Raw genomic sequence first — 18,880 nt, 5'->3', positions numbered from 1 at the left:
TCTTTCTACTATTTTCTGCTATTTTCCCGGCAAATGGCATCCCACAAGCCGCATAAATAGTTCGCACCAAGGGCTCGATCAAAAAGTCCATAACCCGGGCGTCCAACCTCTCCCCAAATCATTCTGCCATGATCCGGACGAACCGGTCCAGTGAAATTAACATCGTACAAGGCACGCATCATTTCATATACATCAAGCGAACCAAATTTTGATTTATGGGCAACTTCATTAAATACCCATGGTTCATGCACTTGAACATTTCTTATATGTGCAAAAGCTAAACGATTCATTTTCCCAAAATGCCGAATAATTTGTGGAATATCATTTTCCCGATTTGCGCCGAGTGACCCACTGCAAATTGTTAGTGCATTGCTTGGGCTGTCTACCAAGTCCACAATACGTGCTAAATTTTTCTCACTTGTCACAATACGCGGTAAGCCAAACACGCTGCAAGGTGGATCATCCGGATGGATTGCTAATTGAATCCCATATTGCTCGGCTTTCGGCACAACTGCTTTCAAAAAATAGCCAAGATTTTCAAATAGTTTTTCTTCATCAACATCGCTGTATTGCTCAAATAAATGCGTCAATTCTTTCAAACGTTCCGGTTCCCAGCCAGGCAAAGAAAACCCGTTACTGCTTGCCTGAATTTCTTTTACCATCGTCTGGGGATCTTTCCCCTCAATTAAGTGATAGTCAAAGGCTAATGCCGTAGACCCATCATAAAGCGGTTTTGCAAGCTCCGTACGAGTCCAATCAAAAACCGGCATAAAATTATAACAAACAACCGTAACGCCGGCTTTGCTAAGATTTTTTAAAGATTCAATATAATTTTCAATATATTTATCCCGGCTTGGTAAACCAAGTTTAATATCTTCATGTACATTAACACTTTCTACCGTTTCAAAAGCAAGTCCATGATCTTCAATCTCTTTTTTAAGACACATAATTTTATCTAACGGCCAAACGTCACCTACCGGTACATCAAATAATGCACCAACAACACCATCCATACCTGGAATTTGCCGAATTTGCTGCAATGTAATTTTATCTTCATCTTTCCCATACCAACGGAATGTCATCTTCATTTTAAATTCCTCCAGCTCTATAATTGTTATAGACATACTACCATACTAGTATTTTAATAACAATTTTATTTTCATGCATTTTATTATAATTATCATTTATTATCTTTAATTTTCTTCTATTATCTCCACATATTGAAGTTTTATAAATAATCTGACTTTTATCTATATAAGTTGCATTAAATATTTTTATATGACACTCGTCAGGAATGGGATATAGGGTTGAGTGGCGTTACGGAGGAAGCAAACGATGCTCTATATCCCATTCCTGACAGACTGATAAACTGGATGTAATTTCTTATATAAAAATATCCCCGGCAAAATAAAATATTCTGCAAGGGATAACATCTCTTAGTCTTTGAAATATAATGGATATTTCTCTTTTAAATCTTCTGTATCTTTTAACACTTTATTAATATGCTCGCCTATAACTTTCTCGCCTTTTTCCCAATTGGACTGCTCAATTGCCATAAAAATATCCTCATGCTGACCAAACAGCTTTGGCATTTCATAATACCCATTCACCAAATTCAGCATGCGAACTCTATTATAGTTCAAACTCATCTGCTCAATCATTTGCCAAATCCGAGTTTTATCACACGCAGCAAAGATGATCCCATGAAACGTTCCATCCATTTCAAAAAAACGTGGAAAGTCATCTCTTTTCACACAAAGTTCCTGTAAATCCAAACAAGACTGCAATTTTTGCAGACTACTTTCCGAAAAATTTTTACAGGCGACTTGCATAATTGCATGTTCCATCGTTTCCCGCAAAAAAATAGATTCTGCAACCTGTCCCAAATCTATCTTTGCTACATAAGTACCCTTTTGCGGCAAAATATCCAATAAATTATCATGAGCCAAGCGAATAAACGCCTCCCGCACAGGAGTCCGGCTTATCTCCAGTTCATTGGCTATTTCCTGCTCTGACAAAGCCATGCCGGGGGCGAGATTCATATTCAACAAGTTTTTATTCATGATTCGCAAAGCATATTCACGTATCGATTCATATTTTTTCTTTTCTGAAATCTCCAACTTCATATCATTCGCTCCTACGACGTGGTTTTTCTCAACTAATCCTTACTCTAGCACAGAAAAAAGTTTTTGGCAAAACTTTTACTATGCTGTAAAATACTCGCAGAAGTATCTTCGTCTATGAAAAAAATTTCATATTAACTTTGCTGTTAGGATTCCCAGCCAAAGAGCAAGTAACCCGATAAATAAATTAGCTCCCATATTCATAAACGCGTTCACTAAATCACCCTCGCGTAAAAACTGCATCGTTTCATAGCCAAAAGAAGAAAACGTTGTTAACCCACCCAAAAATCCAACCGTAACCAAAAGTCTCAGATTGGTTGACACTGTAAAACGATCGGTTGTCAGCATCATAAAAAAGCCCATAACAAAACACCCCGCTACATTAACAAATAATGTACCAAACGGAAAATACGCCCCATATTTACTCGCAATCCACGTTGTTAAAACATAACGTGACACCGCACCACAGCCACCGCCAAATAAAACAATTAAAATTTGATCGATACTAAACACCACTGACCCCACCTTTATTCATGCCCGGGAAGCTGCTTCCCATATTTTAAAACTTTAACATCATCAATCGTAATCATACCTTTTTGCACAAGCGTATCCAAATGCGGCATGAATTTATCAATATATTCCTCACTGTCGATAATTTCAATCACAATCGGCAAATCACAGGATAGCTCCACCAACTTTGCCGACCGAATTTGCCGATTGTTTTCACCATAACCCATGATCCCACGAAAAACCGTAACCCCTGCCATATCAAGCTCCTTGGCTTTTTTTACAATGCGGTCATAATGATCCGTTTCACCGATATAAATCCGTAACCGTTTCGCGCACTTTTTAATAGCAGCCATAAAAGTCCCTCCTATAATAAAATTTCTTATCTCCTATTATGTCATACTTCCATCAGATATTCACTCCACATATTCTATCCTCATAATCGTTTAAACACATTCTCCGACAAAAAAATAGACTCCTACCATTTAGAAAAATGGTAGGAGTCATCATTGTTCACCGAACAAATTTATGGCGAACTCCATCGCCTATAAGAGATTGAATTGATTATATCAAGAATCAGCATAGCCGTCAACGGTACATAACCATATCTGCAAAATAAAAAATCTCCATTAAAAACTAAAAATCCCGCAGTACCTTGACGCTAAGACAGAAAAAAGCTATACTAAGGTCTTACATTTCAAAAGGGAGTAATTAATATAGGTACTATCAACATAATGGTGAGAAACCTGGTAGTACCCGCAAATTTTGCGTAATGAGACTTTTGGTGCATTTTATAATGCGCCGAAAGTCTTTTTTTGCTCTTATTATGAATATTGGAGGTAATAATTAATGTTTAGTACCTATTTATTGCTCATCATATGCATCATCATAATTTATTATAGCTGTGAACTTTTTGTCAATGCCATTGAATGGGTTGGCGTGAAATTTAATGTTTCCCAGTGTGCAGTTGGAACTATTTTAGCGGCTATTGGAACTGCCTTACCGGAAAGTGTTGTAACATTTGTTGCTGTAGCTTTTAATTCTAGCAGTCAACAAAAAGACATTGGTATTGGAGCAGCATTAGGTGGTCCGCTTGTACTTGGAACTATTGCTTATGCAGTTGTAGGATTTAGTATCATTTACTATCGAAAAAAACGTAAGTCAGGAATGAAAATGGATATTGACCGTAAAAATTTAAGTCGTGATCAATTGTGGTTTATATCTATTTTTTTCTTTAAGGTTTTATTAGGTTTACTTGTTTTTAGCATTAAACCTTTAATGGCTTTTTTGTTCTTAATAGCTTATGGATTCTATTTCTTTAGGGAAATGCGTGCAGAATGTGTTGAAGAGTGTTTACGACTTAATCCACTGAAATTTCAACCCAAAAAGCAAGAACCTTCAACATTTTTGGTTCTTGCACAAACGATATTTGCCTTAATATTAATATTTTCCAGTTCACATTTATTCGTTAAAAATCTGGAATTAATTAGCAGTTACTGGGAAATATCTCCACTTATTGTATCTCTTCTTTTAAGCCCGATTGCTACTGAATTACCTGAAATTCTAAATGCAGTTATATGGGTTAAACAAGGAAAAGAAACACTTGCTCTAGGAAATATTAGTGGTTCAATGATGATACAAGCAACTGTACCGAGTGCTTTTGGTATATTTTTTACCCCTTGGTTATTTGATGCACATTTACTTTGGGCCGGTATCGTTACTCTTATTGCGGTCTCTTATTTATTGATAACACTTAAACGAAATAAATTTAATCCTGTGCATTTAGTGTATTCCGTATTGTTTTATCTCTTATTTGCTATGATCTTTCTGCTGAAGTCCCCTCCTACTTGGTAAAAATAACACGATCATCCCGATAGCTTAATTAGCATCCTATCCGTTATTCTCCGTCTGATATTCCCCGCGTTCTGATCCATTTGTACCAATAATAAAAAAGTAGCTTTCGCTCTTATTTATGTCTCCAGTAGTGGCATTGTCAATAAAACCCTTTATTTCTTGCGTTATCGTCTTTGCTGTAGTTGCTATAACTCTTTTTATTTATTGTCCCTCTGTACCTGACAATACCAACCAATCAATTTCGTTTGATGGATCACGCATTTGCTTAAGCATTCCCTTTTACAAAAAATGCCCATTGCTCTTTCACATCAAAAGCACGGCCTCTGTTAGGCAAATACTTACGCTTCTTTAAATATTATTGCTTTGTACTCCATCTTTATTTAAAAGGGTTAGGGTCCGTATGACCAGCAAGTTTCATCGGATTAAACCATAACCCACCAATACATGTTTTTCCGTTTTCATTGATCAGTACCACACGTATCAATATCGGATCCGTCATTTGAGAAAACATGCCTTTATAATTAATCACCATATACTCTGTACTCAATTCAATATTCATTACTTCTTTAGTTTTGTAGATACCAACTTTATCTTTCAAATCACCTACCATTTTCTTAAAGGAACTTTCAGGAAATACTTCTTTCATCTTTGCACTCAAATTGCTTTGAAAACTATCATAATTTTCATCGTTAATAGATTTCATCATTTGCTCTGTTAATGGTTCTGCCACCTGTTCTATATTTTTTTCATACTGCCAAACCTCTGCTGGTTCCGCAGCATATACATCGCCAGCTTTAAGGCAGAAAAGTAAACATATACTAAGCATCACTATTATCTTTTGCAAACCTATCCCTCTTTTCTATTTTGATTCCAAAATTTTATATTCTAGCGGCCTCTTTTTCCCATCATATGTTCTATTTTAATTTTAAATTCATTTTGTTCATTTTTCATGACCCATTGCCACTTTCTCACTTGACTTCATTATATAATATTTTTAAATAATTTGACACACGTACACTGCCCAGGCCGGCAAAAAAACACTTTCAGCACGGTAATCCCGCTGGCTGAAAGTGTTTTTTCTGTAAAATATATAAACATATGGTTGGTAAGCTAATTTAAATATGTCGATCTGTAACCGAGGAGATCAAATCAAAACGTTTCGAAACAAATCCATATAAAGTCCATCCGGCGAAGGTAATCATCGCACCATACATCATCGCTGTAAAGCCGCAGGCATACAACGCATAAAGACTGTACACTGACCCCACGAAAGCAACAAAATTTACCCAGCGGCTTTTCCCCAAAGGAACGCCCGCGGTTTCCTGAATAACCGACACGGATGCCATCGAAAGGAGATATGGAATAATATTGGTCACAACCGCCAAATCGACCAGAATATTAAACTGTTTATTTAAAGAAGGGCTCATGGTCGACAAGGCCAGACCTGTCTGAACAGCTGTAATAATGAGCATCGCTGTCAACGGTACATCGGCTTTTGTCACCTTGCTGAAAAGTTTGGGGAAGTAGCCTTCTACTGCCGAACTTTTAAATACTTGTGCAATCGTAAACTGCCAGCCGAGTAAAGAGCCAAAGCAGGACATCACCATGAGTCCCATGACAATTTTACCGATTGTATCATTGAACATCGCCGCAAATACAAGTCCAAACGGTGCGGTTGATTCAGCCATAATTGCGTTTGGTACGATACCTGCCATAACATTTGTTGAAAGAATATAAATAACACCGGCACCTAATGTCCCGCCTAAAACAGCAATCGGGATGTTCTTTTCTGGATTGTCAACGGCATCCGTATTTGCACATGCCGATTCAAGCCCCAGAAAAGCCCATAACGTCATGGAAATCGACATGCTGATTGCTTCAAATTGCGGATAGTCATGCGGATTCCAGGAAGCGATATATAAACTGCTGTCAAACCAGAACCAGCCAAAGATGCTCAATATGACCACCGGAATAATAACTCCTAAAATCGTGAAAGAACTAATCTGCCCCGTAATTCTGGCTCCGCCAAAATTCAGCACAGTTGCCAGCCACAAGGTAAAAATGGTCCATAGGCTTACGGTAAACGGTGAAAGCGTCACGCCAAAAAGTTCTGCCCCATAGCCTACCGCCGAAATAGCAATTGCGGTATTGGCAATAACCAAAGAGATCCCATACGTATAATTCGCCATAAAATTTCCGGCTTTACCAAAAGAATGTTCTGCATAACCACCCATTCCGCCGGACTTTTTACTGAACATCCCACATTTGGCAAAAGCATACGCCAGTGCCATGGAACCCGTTGCCGTCACCAGCCAGGAAACAATCGAAATCGTCCCCACTTCCGCCAGTTTGGTCGGTAACATAATAATGCCGGAACCCATCATATTGATTGCCGTTAAAAAAGTGAGCTGCATAACACTCATTTTATTGTTTTTTTCAGACATTGTGATTCACCCTTTCTTCTGGTGATACAAATATCAGACGGCTTTTAGACGAACCTGACAGACTAAAAGCCGTCTGTCAGATCAATCCTTTTTCAATACATAGCCATACCCTTTAATCAGATTTCCAGCTTGTTGCAGATAGACTCCTTGAATTTCAGGAGCAAACCCTGGGAAGTCATTAATTCCGGCTTCCAGCGTCAAGAAATAATGCTGTGCCGTTTTATTCCAGCGTTCACCCGGTACAACGCAGATAATGCCTGGCGGATATGGTAGAGCTCCTTCCAAGGCAACACGATCCACAATATGCGTCAATGGTACAAGTTCCGCTTCATTGCGAATTAAAGCCCATTGTGCTTCCTGGGCGCTGATTGCTGTCCGTGGTAACGTTTTACTGCGGAATAAATCCCGTTGCAAATTCTTTACATTGTTTTCCTTATAAAAATCATGCATTTCCTGACATAAAGCACGGATTGTATAGCCTGCATACCGATCCATATTATTTTTATAAACGGTTGGCAATACTTCACTCAGCGGCAAATCTTCCTTAATAGCAATTTCAAAACGAGCAATTTGCGATACAAGGTTTTGCAATTTCGTCGAAGTTTCTGCTGGTGTCAGTAAAAATAAAATGGAATTCAAATCGCATTTTTCCGGAATAATCCCGTTTTCACGCAAATAATTCGCTAAGATGGTCGCCGGAATGCCGAACGTATCATATTCCCCGGTATCAACCTTAATCCCTGGTGTAGTCAGCATTAATTTGCAAGGATCGACAAAGTATTGATTTTCCGCATAGCCTGCAAACGAATGCCATTTTTCTCCCGGATGAAAGTTAAAGAACTCCAAATTATTCGCCATTTCATCGGTATCATAATCTTGCCATTTTTTTCCGTTTACGATTAAAGGAATAAACGGCTGAATCATCGAACAATTCTTTAATACTGCTTTTCTCGCTTCAATCCCCATTTTTACACAGCTCATCCAAAGTTTGCGCCCAGCTTCACCGGCGTGAATCTTCGCATTCACATCTAAGGTTGCAAAAAGCGGATAGAATGGACTCGTCGAGGCATGAAGCATAAACGCATTGTTAAAGCGCTTATGATCGCAGTATCGTTTCTGCCCTTTTATATGGCTGTCTTTTTTATGAATCTGTGATGCCTGCGAAAATCCGGCCTGCTGTTTATGAACGGATTGTGTTACAATAATACCCGGATCATCTTTTGTCAGCGTCAATAAAAGCGGTGAGCAGTCTTTCATCATGGGAATAAACTGTTCATAACCGACCCAGGCTGAATCAAACAAAATATAATCGCATAGAGAACCGATTTTATCAACGACCTGTCGGGCGTTATAAATCGTTCCGTCATACGTTCCGAGCTGGATAACCGCCAAGCGGAAAGGTCGTTTTTCTTTTGTTTTGCGTGGCGCAACTTTGGCAATCTGTTCACGCAAATACGTTTCATCAAAGCAGTGGCTGTCAATCCCACCAATAAAGCCAAATGGATTTCGTGCTGTTTCCAGATAAATTGGTGTAGCACCCGCTTGTGTTAAAGCTCCCTGATGGATTGATTTATGGTTATTGCGATCAAATAAAACCAGATCGCCCGGTGAGAGCAAGGCATTGGTTACAACCTTATTGGAGGCTGACGTGCCATTTAAAACAAAATAGGTCTTATCCGCATTAAATACTTGTGCGGCTTGCTTTTGGGCTTCGCAGGCAAATCCTTCATGAATCAAAAGGTCGCCCAGTTTCACATCCGCATTGCAGATATCGGATCGAAATAGGTTTTCGCCGTAAAACTCGTAAAGATAACGTCCTGCCGGATGTTTGCGGAAAAATTGCCCGCCTTGATGACCTGGACAGTCAAACGCCGCATTGCCGCTTTCTACATATTCACTCAGCGCCTTGAAAAAAGGCGGTAATACTTTTTCTTCATATAAAACAGCCGCCGCTTCAATCTGACGGCTGTAAAGACGCAAATCAAAATGCGTCGTATCCATCACATGATAAACCCGCCCCACGAAAGCTTCTTCCAAGGGGACATCTTTGACCAGTACGATAAAGAGTGGAATACCAAACTTCGTATCCTGAACGGCCTTGGCATAGCTTGTTTCTTCACTCGTAAGAACAATGGCAGCCACATCGGTATAATCCGTCTGTCCTGCCTCTACCAAATCCCGTTCCGTAGTAAAATACTTTTTAGCTTCAGGTCCATAAGCAATTTTGAAATGTTTCATTTGCTTCCTCCTAATATTCTAATGAAGTAGTTTCTAAAAAAGTATTATGCAGTTTTTGGTAAGTCTTAAGTTCTCTTCACCCTCCGGCCGGTCGGGTTTTTATAAATTTATTAATGTAACTATTCAACTTACATCTTTATTATACATCTGTATTCTAAATATTTCAATAAAAATATCTTTAAATTAGATTTTTTAAATAAAAGGAGGCCTTCTATTAATGCCTGATATCATTGATAGTATTGGAAAAAGATTAAAATTATTGAGAAAAACCCATAACTTGACCCAAAAGGAATTTGCTACATCTATCAAGATTTCTCAAGGTAATTTAAGCGAAATGGAAAAAGATAAGATTTCTCCATCATATGATACGTTGATATTGATAACAAAAAAATATGAAGTATCTGCAGATTGGATTTTAACAGGAGAAACTACTTTACACAAAAATGAATTATCAGAAAATCTTGATTTAAAAGAAATGTATGACGTCCTTCACAAAATAATGTCTGACCCAGATCCTGAAATTCGCATCTGGGCAAAAATTCAATTTCGCAAAACATTTGCGGAATACATGCCAACAAAAGAGCAAAAAAAATAATGCCGCTTGGCAAGATCACAATTATAAATATATAGAAAAAACATATGCTCGATAAAACAAGGGGCTGTCGCACTAAGCATTTCCGCAAATAAATATGCAATTCATTCTTTTATAAGCACAATGTTGCACCTCAAAAGAATGATTTTTGCATATTTCTTAGGATTATACGCTTAGTGCGACAGCCCCTTGTTTATCGGTTCTTAACAGAAAACATTTAAAATACAAGAGATGTCTGTAAATTTTTCGATTCCACGAACCTCGACTTATATTTACCAATAATTTTTTTAGAACTATACACATCAATTAATACGTCGATGTTTTCATCCTATAAACTCGCCTATTATTATGCTGAAATCAAATGGCAAGCAATACTATGACCATCTGAATTTAATTTAAGAACAGGCTTTTCTTGTCGACAAATTCCCCTACACTCCACACATCTATCTTGAAATGGGCAACCTTGTGGCAAGTCTAAGGGACTGGGTACCTCTCCATCTAATAGCTGTATTTCTTCTTTACATTTCAGAGAAAAAACTGAACGCAAAAGTGCTTTGGTATATGGATGTTTAGCTTCTAAAATCGCATCTCCAGACAGTATTTCGACGATATTACCAAGATACATGACCGCAACGCGATGACAAAGCTTAGACACCAGAGCTAAGTCATGGCAGATAAAAATGATAGAAAGTTGCTTTTCTTTTTGTATCTTGACTAAAAGCTTAACGACTCTTTCCTGTACCGATACATCCAACGCACTCGTTGCTTCATCACAGACAAGAATCTCGGGTTCAAGTGCCAGAGCCCTAGCAATCGCAATACGCTGTCGTTGTCCCCCACTCATATTTCCCGGATACCGCTCTGCAAATTCTTCTGACAATTCAACAATCCTTAAAAGTTCCTTTGCTTTTTCCTCAACTTGATTTCTCTTAATGATTGCAAAATTGCGTAGTGGTTCACAAATGATATCTTGGATTTTCATCTTAGGATTAAACGCCTGCATTGGATCTTGAAATACCATCTGAATGTGTTGACGATTTTGACGCGCTGCTTCTCCCTTCAGCTTCGTGATATCGACACCTCTATGATAAATAGCACCTGCCGTCGGCGCATATAATTGCATAACCGTCTTTACAAGCGTACTTTTTCCGCAGCCGCTCTCACCAACAATACCAAGCGTTTCCCCTTTATAAAGGGTAAGAGAGACATCATCACAAGCTGTCAAGCTTCGCCCATCAGGCACCAAAAATTGCTTCACAATATGCGAGATTTCTAAAACTTTTTCCATCTCAAAAGGCATAACGCTTTCCTCCGATCTCTGGTACGGCTTCTAAGAGCTCTTTTGTATACTGTGACTGTGGGTTTGTGATAATCTCATCCGTTTTGCCTGCCTCAACAATACTACCAGAACGCATGACAATGAGCTTTTCAGACATATAGGCTGCAACACCGATATTATGTGTAACCAGAATAATCGCTGTCTGATCTCTACGGCAAATCTCTAGCATTTCCGTGACAACCTGCGCCTGCGTTGTCACATCCAAGGCCGAAGTCGGCTCATCAGCAAGTAAAAGACGCGGCTTAAAAAACATCGCCATGGCAATACCGATACGTTGCCGCATACCGCCACTTAACTCGAACGGATAACTTTTCATCAGATTTTCGGTATGCGGCAAGTGCATTTTGTTTAGCATTTCTTCTGCCGCCTTTGCCGCTTCGCTTTTCGTTAGCGAAGAGTGCTCGCAAATATATTCTATAAACTGGCTGCCAATACGTTTTATTGGATCGAGCATACTGCCACTATCTTGAAAAACCATAGCCGCTTTCCTACCGCAAAGCTTGCGCCAATCTTCCACTGTGTTTTCTAAAAGATTTTTTCCCTCAAAGAACATCTCTCCACCAGTGATATGCCCTCCATGCGGTAGACACCCGAGAATTGCACGTATGACAGTTGTTTTTCCGCTACCACTTTCTCCTACGATAGCGACTACCTCGCCTTCCTCAAGCGACAAATTCATATTTTTCACAATTGTATCATTCGCATAGGCTATCGAAAGTTCAGATACTTCTAATAACATGGACTTCTCCTCTTCTAAACATCATTTCTTCACCGGGCTAATCTTGTTCGTAAGCCAATAATAATCAGATGGATACATTTTTGCTCCCGTAATCGCGGTCGAACTAATGATATTGGTCTCTGGATAGCCTAGGAATAGACCTGCTCCATCATTCATAAGGATTTGCTGAATATCAATGATGAGTTGGTGGCGTTTTTGCTGATCAAATTCCGAAGATAATTCAGCAAATTTTGCATCAAGCACTGGACTACTATATCCTGAACCATTTTGCGGATTATCACCATTTTTATTTGTTCTCCAATACCAACTTAGGAAAATTTCCGGATCACCAGTATTCGCTGTAGTTATATTGGAAATCAGACAATCATATTCTCCGTTTATTCCCATCTTATCGATAAGGTTATAATCTACATTTTTAATCTTTACATCTATACCAACTTTTTTCGCATCGGATTGTACGGCTTCGGCATAAAGAGGCAATTCTGCACGACTGTTATACACAACAAAATCTACACTAAGCTTTTTTCCATCTTTTTCAAGGATACCATCACCATCTGTATCTACCCAGCCAGCCTCTGTTAAAAGTTGTTTTGCACGTTCTACATTATAACTATTAGGATCTGCAAGATCCTTAAAGCCATAATCCATAGATGGAGGCACTGGCGCTTTCCCTTCGATAAAAGTTCCTTTCAGCAAAACTTCATTATAAGATTTTCTGTCGCAAGCACTGATAAAGGCCGCACGCACCTTAGGATCACCCAGAACACCTTTTTGATTGATGCGCGCAAGTACCGTACGAAGTGAAGAAATACGATCGACACGGAATTTTGAAGCATCTTTAAAAAGTCCAATATCGCCAGCGGCAATATTGACTGCCATATCAATTTCCCCTGACTGCAGAGCCATAGCACGTGTATTCGGATCGTCAATAGATGGAATTTCTACTTTTTCATATGGTACTTCGCCATCCCAATAATAAGGGTTTTTTACCATAACAGCTTTATCCTTAACAAAGCTTTGACACATGTAAGGTCCTGTACAAATTGGCCCTTCCTTAGCAAAATTATGATCTGCTTCAGCCGATACATCTACAATGAGAAACAATGGATCTGCCAAAAATCCCGGCATATTGGGCTCTGGTTTTGCTGTCCGAATGGTAAGTTTCTGCCCATCGGCTACGATTTCAGTATATTTAAAAAATGTTACTGCACGTTTATTTTTATTGAAAGCTCTTTCCAACGATGCTTTTACAGCTTCGGCTGTTAATGGTTTCCCATTAGAAAACTTTACATTGTCTCTGATTTTAAAAGTCCAACTCAAATGATCCTCACTGATTTGCCAGCTTTCCGCTAGCCATGATACGACACTCATCTTTTCATCAAATTTCGTTAAACTTTCCCCCATACCATAGCGCATAACAACCCAGCCAAAATAATTTTCCGTTGGTTCAAGTGTATCCGCAAAATTCGTTACACCGATTTTCAATGTCGTTTTATCAGCTTCTTTCTTGCTATCACCGCAACCCGTCATAAAGATTGATACGAAACAAATAACCAGTGCTGCACTTATAAATTTTCTGAATTCTCTCATAAAATCCATCCTTTTTCCTTTATAATTTGTATTAATTTATCTTCTGTGTATCCATGATATCTCTCAGACTATCCCCCCATAGGTTAAATATCGTTACGATAATCAAAATTGCCGTCCCCGGGAAAATCATGAGCCATGGTGCTGTTTGTATGTGCTGCCGCCCTTCATTGAGCATCAACCCCCATTCTGGCGTCGGGGGTTGTGCTCCAAAGCCCAGAAAAGAAAGTCCTGCAAGTTCCATCATCATCGTACCAATATCCATCGCCGCTGTTACAACAATGGTTGGCAAAATGTTCGGTAACATATGTCGCCATACGATTTGGCGCAATCGCGTTCCACTCGTTATGGCAGCAGCAATAAAATCGCGTTCGCGCAACTTTAGTGTGAGGCTGCGGGCAAGCCGTGCATATTTTGTCCAACTTACAACTGCCAAAGCAAGAATGGTATTGAAGATATTGCCCCCCATCATACCTGCAATCGCAATTGCAAGGACAATACCCGGGAAGGCAAGCATCATATCTGCAATACGCATGAACACCATATCCACTTTACCACCATAACAACCGGAAATAAGACCGATCATCATCCCAATCCCGGAAATAATAACCACCAGCGACAGTGTCATCATCAGTGAAGTTTGCATTCCGAAAAGAATGCGTGACAAACAATCACGCCCCAATTTATCCGTGCCAAATAAATGTTCAAAAGACGGTGCAAGCATAGAGTCTTTCATCGCAGCATCAAACGGATCATAGGGTACAAGCCATGGTGCAAATATGGCAGCCCCTAAAATGAAAAGGACAAATAAACTATATAAAGCAAATAAATTTTTATCTTTGAAAAATTTTTTCACTTACTGCACCCCTCCCTTTTTCAACCGTGGATCTAAATAGGTATAAGAAATATCGACAAGTAGATTAATCCCCATGTATAAAAGAGCAATCCAAAGAACGAAACCTTGCACCAACGGATAATCGCGCATTTCAATCGCATGTACTGCCATTTTGCCAAGCCCCGGCCAAGAAAAAACCATTTCAATCACAGCGACACCGCCAAGCAGCCAACCAATGGACAACCCCAGAAGTGTAATAAGCGGTAAACAAGCATTGGGAAGTACATGGTGCCACAAAATTTTTCGCATCGGGATGCCTCTCGTACGCGCACCAACCACATAATCCTGTCCTAATTCCTCAAGAACTGCCGTTCGCACTTGCCGCGTGTATTTCGCGGACATTGCAATTGCCAGTGTCACCGCAGGAAGTACAATGCGATCTAGTGATACAACACCGCCAGCGATAGGAAACAAGCCGAGTTTTAGTCCAAAAATATACAGTAAAATTAACCCTACCCAAAAGCTCGGCATAGAGATTCCTAAAAAAGAAAGCCCACGAATGAAATAATCAATTTTATGATTTCTATATACAGCCGAGATAATTCCACATGGTACAGAAATGAGCAGCATTATAATGATCGCACTAACTGCAAGGGACAAGGTACCAGGCAAACACTGCCAAAGGCGATCAGCTACTGGCATTTTCGCCGAATAAGACAATCCCATATCTCCATGTGCAATTCCTGTAATCCAGCGGATATACTGCACATGAAAAGGTTTATCCAAGCCAAGCTGCGCCCTAGTTTCTGCAATCGTTTCTTGCGAGACAATCGTATCTCCTACTTCGAGCAGCATCTCTACCGGATCACCTGGTGACAAATAGGTCAGACAAAACGTCAGGAATGTCACGCCGACAAGCGTAATCATCAGTTGTATTACTCTGTGCATAATTTCTTTTTTTTTCAAACCACCATCTCCTAAATTTTATTTTTTTGAAATAAACTTTAAACCCCCACCTTTAATTTATCTCTGATCATTCATCTCCTATAAGTAGCATACGCCGAGTCAGCTTTGATAAATAAGGCCAAAGAAAAATTGTTCTGCCTAAGCTAAACGCAATAAATGCCATCCATACACCGTGATTGCCAATATAAGGCACAGTCAAAAACAATACGACAAAGAAAAATAACAACGACGCTACTGTAGAATTGCGAATCGGTACAGAGTCCGTTGCACCAAGGAAAAAGCCATAAAGCACCAAGCCCCAATACACTACGAGAGGGAAAATAATCATCCAATATAGATATTCCCCCGTTGCCTGTTGCACTTCAACAATGTTCGTAAAGACCGCAATGATGTTTTCGGGAAAAAACAAAATGATTAAACTTAAAATAGCAGCTGTCAAAGTACTCCAAATCACACTAAGCTGAACGGTTTTTAAATACATACACGTATCCTTTTTCCCAATGGCTCTGCCGACAAGCACTGTCGTTGTATTATCAAACGAGCCTAAAAAATATGCAATCATATAATGTATTTGCATAATGACCGCATTCGCCGCAAGAATAATTTCACCATACTGCATACCGTAATAAGTGACGACATTATAAACAACCAATAAACAAATGGTCCGAATAAACAAATCACGATTTACACACATCATATTGAGAAATTCAGTTTTCGCAAAAAGCATTTTTTTTGTTATGAAGGAGCAATCAAATTCTTTTGTTCTAACTACAATTCCTACACCAATCAAAGTAATAACAACTTCCGAAATAAGCGAAGCATAGGCAACGCCCTGACCTGCTAATTGCAATGTCAAAACAAAATACAAGGATAAAGCCATATTGATGATGTTCATCAATATTTGTAAAGCCATTGATATTCTCACCTTTGCCATTCCCAGCAGCCAACCAGTAACCACATACCCCGCCAAAGTAAACGGTGCGCCCCAAATACGAATATCATAATAAGAACTTGCAGTCGCTTCTACCACTGCACTCGGTGACATGATAATAAGCGCAAGATATTTAATTGGATATTGAAAAGCAATAATGAGTACCCCAAATACAATAGCAATCATCAAGGGACGAAAAAATGCAGCCGTAAGTTCTTCGGTCTTATTCATCCCCCGTGCCTGTGCCGTAAAACCAGAGGTACTGACCCTCAAAAAGCCAAGCACCCAATACAACGTATTAAAGATTAAAACAGCAATGGATATTCCTCCAATATAGCTTGCTTGGTCTAGCCGCCCCATAATTGCAGTGTCTACAACACCAAGCAATGGAGTAGCCAATGATAATATCATTAATGGTAGTGCTAAATTTAAAAATTCTTGATGATCCGCCCAAGACAGTTTCCCTTGCTTTTGTTTCATGTAAAACCTCACTTTCAAAATTAAAAAAAACTTTTACTAAAGCAGAAAATAACATCACCTTACAGTTATACATAAAAAGATAAAACTCTAACAAAATAGTCAAGACAAACAATGCTGTTTTGCAGCTACTGAGCCCCTGCACATCAATCAACATTCCATTAACATATTTTTAGTTCGTCCTCTAATACAATGTCCGGGAACCGCATTGATTTTACGCACAATTTTCCTATTAAGTCTTTCCAAACAACTTAATTCATGTTCCTCAATTTTTAAAATTGATTTTTATTTTTTGAACTACTACTTAATTGTTGCACTTTGCAATGCGTTCCACGATTCATTCGAACGATCAACAAAAAGCTTACGAACATTTTCATTTTCACCAACGCCATGAATATATGTATCTACTTTAAAACCTTCTTTTTCCAAAATGGACTTATGTGAATCAGGATCTGCACCTGCCATGTCATTGTTGGCATGATCTCCGGCAACCATCATAACTGGAAGCAATGTGACATGTTTAATTCCTTTTGCTTTTAATTTTGGAATAATCGTTTCTAAACTTGGCCATCCTTCAACCGTATAAATCAGTACATTATCCATTTCTAATTCAGTAAGACGAGCCTGTACAACAGAATAATAAGCATTACCTGGATGGGATGTACCATGCTGCATCAATAATATAGCATCTGTTTTACCTGTTTGAGGAAAGTCTGTTTTAAGTGCATTTAAGAATTCTGTAACATCATCTCTTTGCTTTGCCTGTCCTGTCCAATACATCAATGGCGTGCCCAATGTCATTTTTTTGAATTTGGTTTTGTATAAGTCAAAAATTGCATTATTATACGCATATTCCATTCCTGGAATCAGATTCAGTGACGTAAGAGCTACACGAGTATATCCGTCCTGTTTTAAAGCAATTAAAACTTCTTCCGGTATTTGAATTTTAATTCCTTCTTTAGCTTGAATTCGATCAACGATAATATGTGACGTAAATGCCAATACAACCTTTGTATTCGGATGCGCAGCCTGAATATCCGCTACTGTTTTATCAATTGTTACTTTGCGTGATTCCTTGAAGGTCGTACCAAAACTCATTACCACAATCGCATCTTTATTTTCTAAATCCTTCATTTCCGAATTTTCAAAAACACGAACGCCAATTTCTGTTGCTTGTTTTAAAGCTGGTGTTACCGCTTTAATCTCTGAATTTAGTTTATAACCTGCATAGCTCGTCATCATTCCAACACCAACGAAGGCAACGCCCGCCAAAAATAGGATAAGCAGTTTTCTCGATTTTGTTTCATTATTTTTCCTCCCTAAAATAAATACATACTATTGCTCGGATAACATCAAAATAAAACTACCGCCTCGGTAAATTTCACCTTCATCTAGTGTACTGACACATTGAATTTTTAATAAATCAAATTTTCATATACCGGCAGAATATAAAGTGATGCAATAAAATAAAAAGTTAAACATCAATGTGCCACTATACTAGTCTGAATTGATTTTCCGAAATATACATATTATTCTCAATATATAAAAAGCTACATTGCTAACTCTCCTTGAAGTACTTACATGTTCCAATATAAATTGGAACATGTAAGTACTTCAAGGCATAAAATATATGAATAATTTTCTCCTGTAAAAGCTGTTAAACAAGAAAAATTTTTCGACAAAATGCGATAACCTGACAAAAAGGCCTCTTTTTGCGCACGCAAAAAGAGGCCTTTATTGTTTATAAATAAAAACACAAACACAAATCAAAAAAGTCTCGACATTTGTCGAGACTCATAGGCTTAATATGTAGTATTCCTATAAATCCCCTTCCCATCGCTCGCGGGTCTAACGGTGATTGTTAACTGGGCAGTTCTCCTGGCTCTAGATCATTGTTTCTCCACGCCTTCCCAAAGTTTATGCTTCAGTGACATTTTGTGGATTCACTCCCTAATACAGTGGCGGGACCGCGTTGGCATTTTATCCAACTTCCCTATTAAGTCCTTTCAGACACCCAATTCAATCGATATGTAGTTATTCTTAGAAAACACATAATTATGATATCTTTAATATATTGGTTTGTCAAGTATTTAGTATAAACCCTAGGAGTTTGTGTGATCGATATATGATAATGTCTTACTATACCGTTTTTGATTATGTCCCAAATCCCATGATATACTGTAGCCTTATTCTTAGTTGAAAGTTAAGGTTACTCGATGAAGAAAGTTGAGTTAAATATGAAATCATT

General features: G+C 38.6%; 16 protein-coding genes and 2 riboswitches. Of the genes, 2 read left to right on the top strand and 14 right to left on the bottom strand.

Annotation, left to right across the window (positions count from 1 at the left end):
• Positions 1 to 8: 8 nt before the first annotated feature.
• The 4 genes from uxuA to BMY14_RS10065 form a co-directional block, all read right to left on the bottom strand.
• Positions 9 to 1,088 (bottom strand): mannonate dehydratase, encoded by a 1,080-nt coding sequence (gene uxuA / locus BMY14_RS10080; protein ID WP_091831394.1) that lies wholly within the window; start codon positions 1,086 to 1,088, stop codon positions 9 to 11.
• 348 nt (positions 1,089 to 1,436) lie between these two features.
• On the bottom strand, positions 1,437 to 2,126 hold the full coding sequence (locus BMY14_RS10075; protein WP_091831392.1) for a GntR family transcriptional regulator: 690 nt from the start codon (positions 2,124 to 2,126) through the stop codon (positions 1,437 to 1,439).
• A 126-nt stretch (positions 2,127 to 2,252) separates the two neighbouring features.
• Positions 2,253 to 2,636, bottom strand: a complete 384-nt coding sequence (gene crcB, locus BMY14_RS10070; RefSeq protein WP_342741765.1) for a fluoride efflux transporter CrcB — start codon at positions 2,634 to 2,636, stop codon at positions 2,253 to 2,255.
• Positions 2,637 to 2,650: 14 nt separating this feature from the next.
• Positions 2,651 to 2,986, bottom strand: a complete 336-nt coding sequence (locus BMY14_RS10065) for a DUF190 domain-containing protein (RefSeq protein ID WP_019553496.1) — start codon at positions 2,984 to 2,986, stop codon at positions 2,651 to 2,653.
• 134 nt (positions 2,987 to 3,120) lie between these two features.
• Positions 3,121 to 3,185, bottom strand: a riboswitch (Fluoride riboswitch).
• Between the two features lie 294 nt (positions 3,186 to 3,479).
• On the opposite strand from BMY14_RS10065, the gene BMY14_RS10060 reads away from it, so the two are divergent.
• Positions 3,480 to 4,484, top strand: coding sequence for a sodium:calcium antiporter (locus BMY14_RS10060; protein ID WP_091831390.1), 1,005 nt, complete (start codon positions 3,480 to 3,482; stop codon positions 4,482 to 4,484).
• Positions 4,485 to 4,860: 376 nt separating this feature from the next.
• Here the strand turns inward: BMY14_RS10060 and BMY14_RS10055 are convergent, their stop codons facing one another.
• The 3 genes from BMY14_RS10055 to BMY14_RS10045 form a co-directional block, all read right to left on the bottom strand.
• Complete coding sequence (locus tag BMY14_RS10055; protein WP_091831388.1) at positions 4,861 to 5,328, bottom strand: DUF3887 domain-containing protein; 468 nt, start codon at positions 5,326 to 5,328, stop codon at positions 4,861 to 4,863.
• Between the two features lie 271 nt (positions 5,329 to 5,599).
• Complete coding sequence (gene potE / locus BMY14_RS10050) at positions 5,600 to 6,928, bottom strand: putrescine-ornithine antiporter (RefSeq protein WP_091831386.1); 1,329 nt, start codon at positions 6,926 to 6,928, stop codon at positions 5,600 to 5,602.
• Positions 6,929 to 7,009: 81 nt separating this feature from the next.
• On the bottom strand, positions 7,010 to 9,166 hold the full coding sequence (locus tag BMY14_RS10045; RefSeq protein ID WP_091831384.1) for an ornithine decarboxylase: 2,157 nt from the start codon (positions 9,164 to 9,166) through the stop codon (positions 7,010 to 7,012).
• Between the two features lie 217 nt (positions 9,167 to 9,383).
• Between BMY14_RS10045 and BMY14_RS10040 the strand changes: the two genes are divergently transcribed.
• On the top strand, positions 9,384 to 9,761 hold the full coding sequence (locus tag BMY14_RS10040; protein ID WP_091831382.1) for a helix-turn-helix domain-containing protein: 378 nt from the start codon (positions 9,384 to 9,386) through the stop codon (positions 9,759 to 9,761).
• A gap of 343 nt (positions 9,762 to 10,104) precedes the next feature.
• Here BMY14_RS10040 and BMY14_RS10035 read toward each other — a convergent pair whose 3' ends face one another.
• From BMY14_RS10035 to BMY14_RS10005, 7 genes are all read right to left on the bottom strand, one after another.
• Positions 10,105 to 11,058, bottom strand: coding sequence for an ABC transporter ATP-binding protein (locus tag BMY14_RS10035; RefSeq protein WP_091831380.1), 954 nt, complete (start codon positions 11,056 to 11,058; stop codon positions 10,105 to 10,107).
• On the bottom strand, positions 11,048 to 11,836 hold the full coding sequence (locus tag BMY14_RS10030) for an ABC transporter ATP-binding protein (RefSeq protein WP_091831378.1): 789 nt from the start codon (positions 11,834 to 11,836) through the stop codon (positions 11,048 to 11,050). The genes BMY14_RS10035 and BMY14_RS10030 overlap by 11 nt, the downstream gene beginning before the upstream one ends.
• 21 nt (positions 11,837 to 11,857) lie before the next feature.
• Entirely contained in the window at positions 11,858 to 13,366 is a 1,509-nt protein-coding gene (locus tag BMY14_RS10025) for an ABC transporter substrate-binding protein (RefSeq protein ID WP_425438919.1), read from the bottom strand.
• Positions 13,367 to 13,457: 91 nt separating this feature from the next.
• A complete protein-coding gene (gene nikC, locus BMY14_RS10020) occupies positions 13,458 to 14,279 on the bottom strand; it encodes a nickel transporter permease (protein WP_091831373.1) in 822 nt (273 codons plus the stop codon).
• Positions 14,280 to 15,224 carry a nickel ABC transporter permease gene (gene nikB / locus BMY14_RS10015; RefSeq protein WP_091831371.1) on the bottom strand — a complete coding sequence of 315 codons (945 nt, stop codon included), beginning with the start codon at positions 15,222 to 15,224 and terminating at the stop codon, positions 14,280 to 14,282.
• A 67-nt stretch (positions 15,225 to 15,291) separates the two neighbouring features.
• Positions 15,292 to 16,635 (bottom strand): MATE family efflux transporter, encoded by a 1,344-nt coding sequence (locus tag BMY14_RS10010; RefSeq protein ID WP_091831369.1) that lies wholly within the window; start codon positions 16,633 to 16,635, stop codon positions 15,292 to 15,294.
• Between the two features lie 297 nt (positions 16,636 to 16,932).
• Positions 16,933 to 17,874 carry a sirohydrochlorin cobaltochelatase gene (locus BMY14_RS10005; RefSeq protein ID WP_091831367.1) on the bottom strand — a complete coding sequence of 314 codons (942 nt, stop codon included), beginning with the start codon at positions 17,872 to 17,874 and terminating at the stop codon, positions 16,933 to 16,935.
• Positions 17,875 to 18,483: 609 nt separating this feature from the next.
• Positions 18,484 to 18,665, bottom strand: a riboswitch (cobalamin riboswitch).
• Positions 18,666 to 18,880 lie beyond the last annotated feature (215 nt).

It is taken from the genome of Propionispira arboris (assembly GCF_900109225.1).
In the GTDB taxonomy this organism is placed as follows: domain Bacteria; phylum Bacillota; class Negativicutes; order Selenomonadales; family Selenomonadaceae; genus Propionispira; species Propionispira arboris.
This window is presented reverse-complemented; position numbering and strand designations above follow the sequence as displayed.

Bases quoted from the DNA above. Each gene is read 5' to 3' on its own strand.
- uxuA (WP_091831394.1), bottom strand. From the start codon at position 1,088: ATGAAGATGACATTCCGTTGGTATGGGAAAGATGAAGATAAAATTACA.
- BMY14_RS10075 (WP_091831392.1), bottom strand. From the start codon at position 2,126: ATGAAGTTGGAGATTTCAGAAAAGAAAAAATATGAATCGATACGTGAA.
- BMY14_RS10065 (WP_019553496.1), bottom strand. From the start codon at position 2,986: ATGGCTGCTATTAAAAAGTGCGCGAAACGGTTACGGATTTATATCGGT.
- BMY14_RS10060 (WP_091831390.1), top strand. From the start codon at position 3,480: ATGTTTAGTACCTATTTATTGCTCATCATATGCATCATCATAATTTAT.
- potE (WP_091831386.1), bottom strand. From the start codon at position 6,928: ATGTCTGAAAAAAACAATAAAATGAGTGTTATGCAGCTCACTTTTTTA.
- BMY14_RS10045 (WP_091831384.1), bottom strand. From the start codon at position 9,166: ATGAAACATTTCAAAATTGCTTATGGACCTGAAGCTAAAAAGTATTTT.
- BMY14_RS10040 (WP_091831382.1), top strand. From the start codon at position 9,384: ATGCCTGATATCATTGATAGTATTGGAAAAAGATTAAAATTATTGAGA.
- BMY14_RS10035 (WP_091831380.1), bottom strand. From the start codon at position 11,058: ATGCCTTTTGAGATGGAAAAAGTTTTAGAAATCTCGCATATTGTGAAG.
- BMY14_RS10030 (WP_091831378.1), bottom strand. From the start codon at position 11,836: ATGTTATTAGAAGTATCTGAACTTTCGATAGCCTATGCGAATGATACA.
- BMY14_RS10025 (WP_425438919.1), bottom strand. From the start codon at position 13,366: ATGACGGGTTGCGGTGATAGCAAGAAAGAAGCTGATAAAACGACATTG.
- BMY14_RS10010 (WP_091831369.1), bottom strand. From the start codon at position 16,635: ATGAAACAAAAGCAAGGGAAACTGTCTTGGGCGGATCATCAAGAATTT.
- BMY14_RS10005 (WP_091831367.1), bottom strand. From the start codon at position 17,874: ATGATGACGAGCTATGCAGGTTATAAACTAAATTCAGAGATTAAAGCG.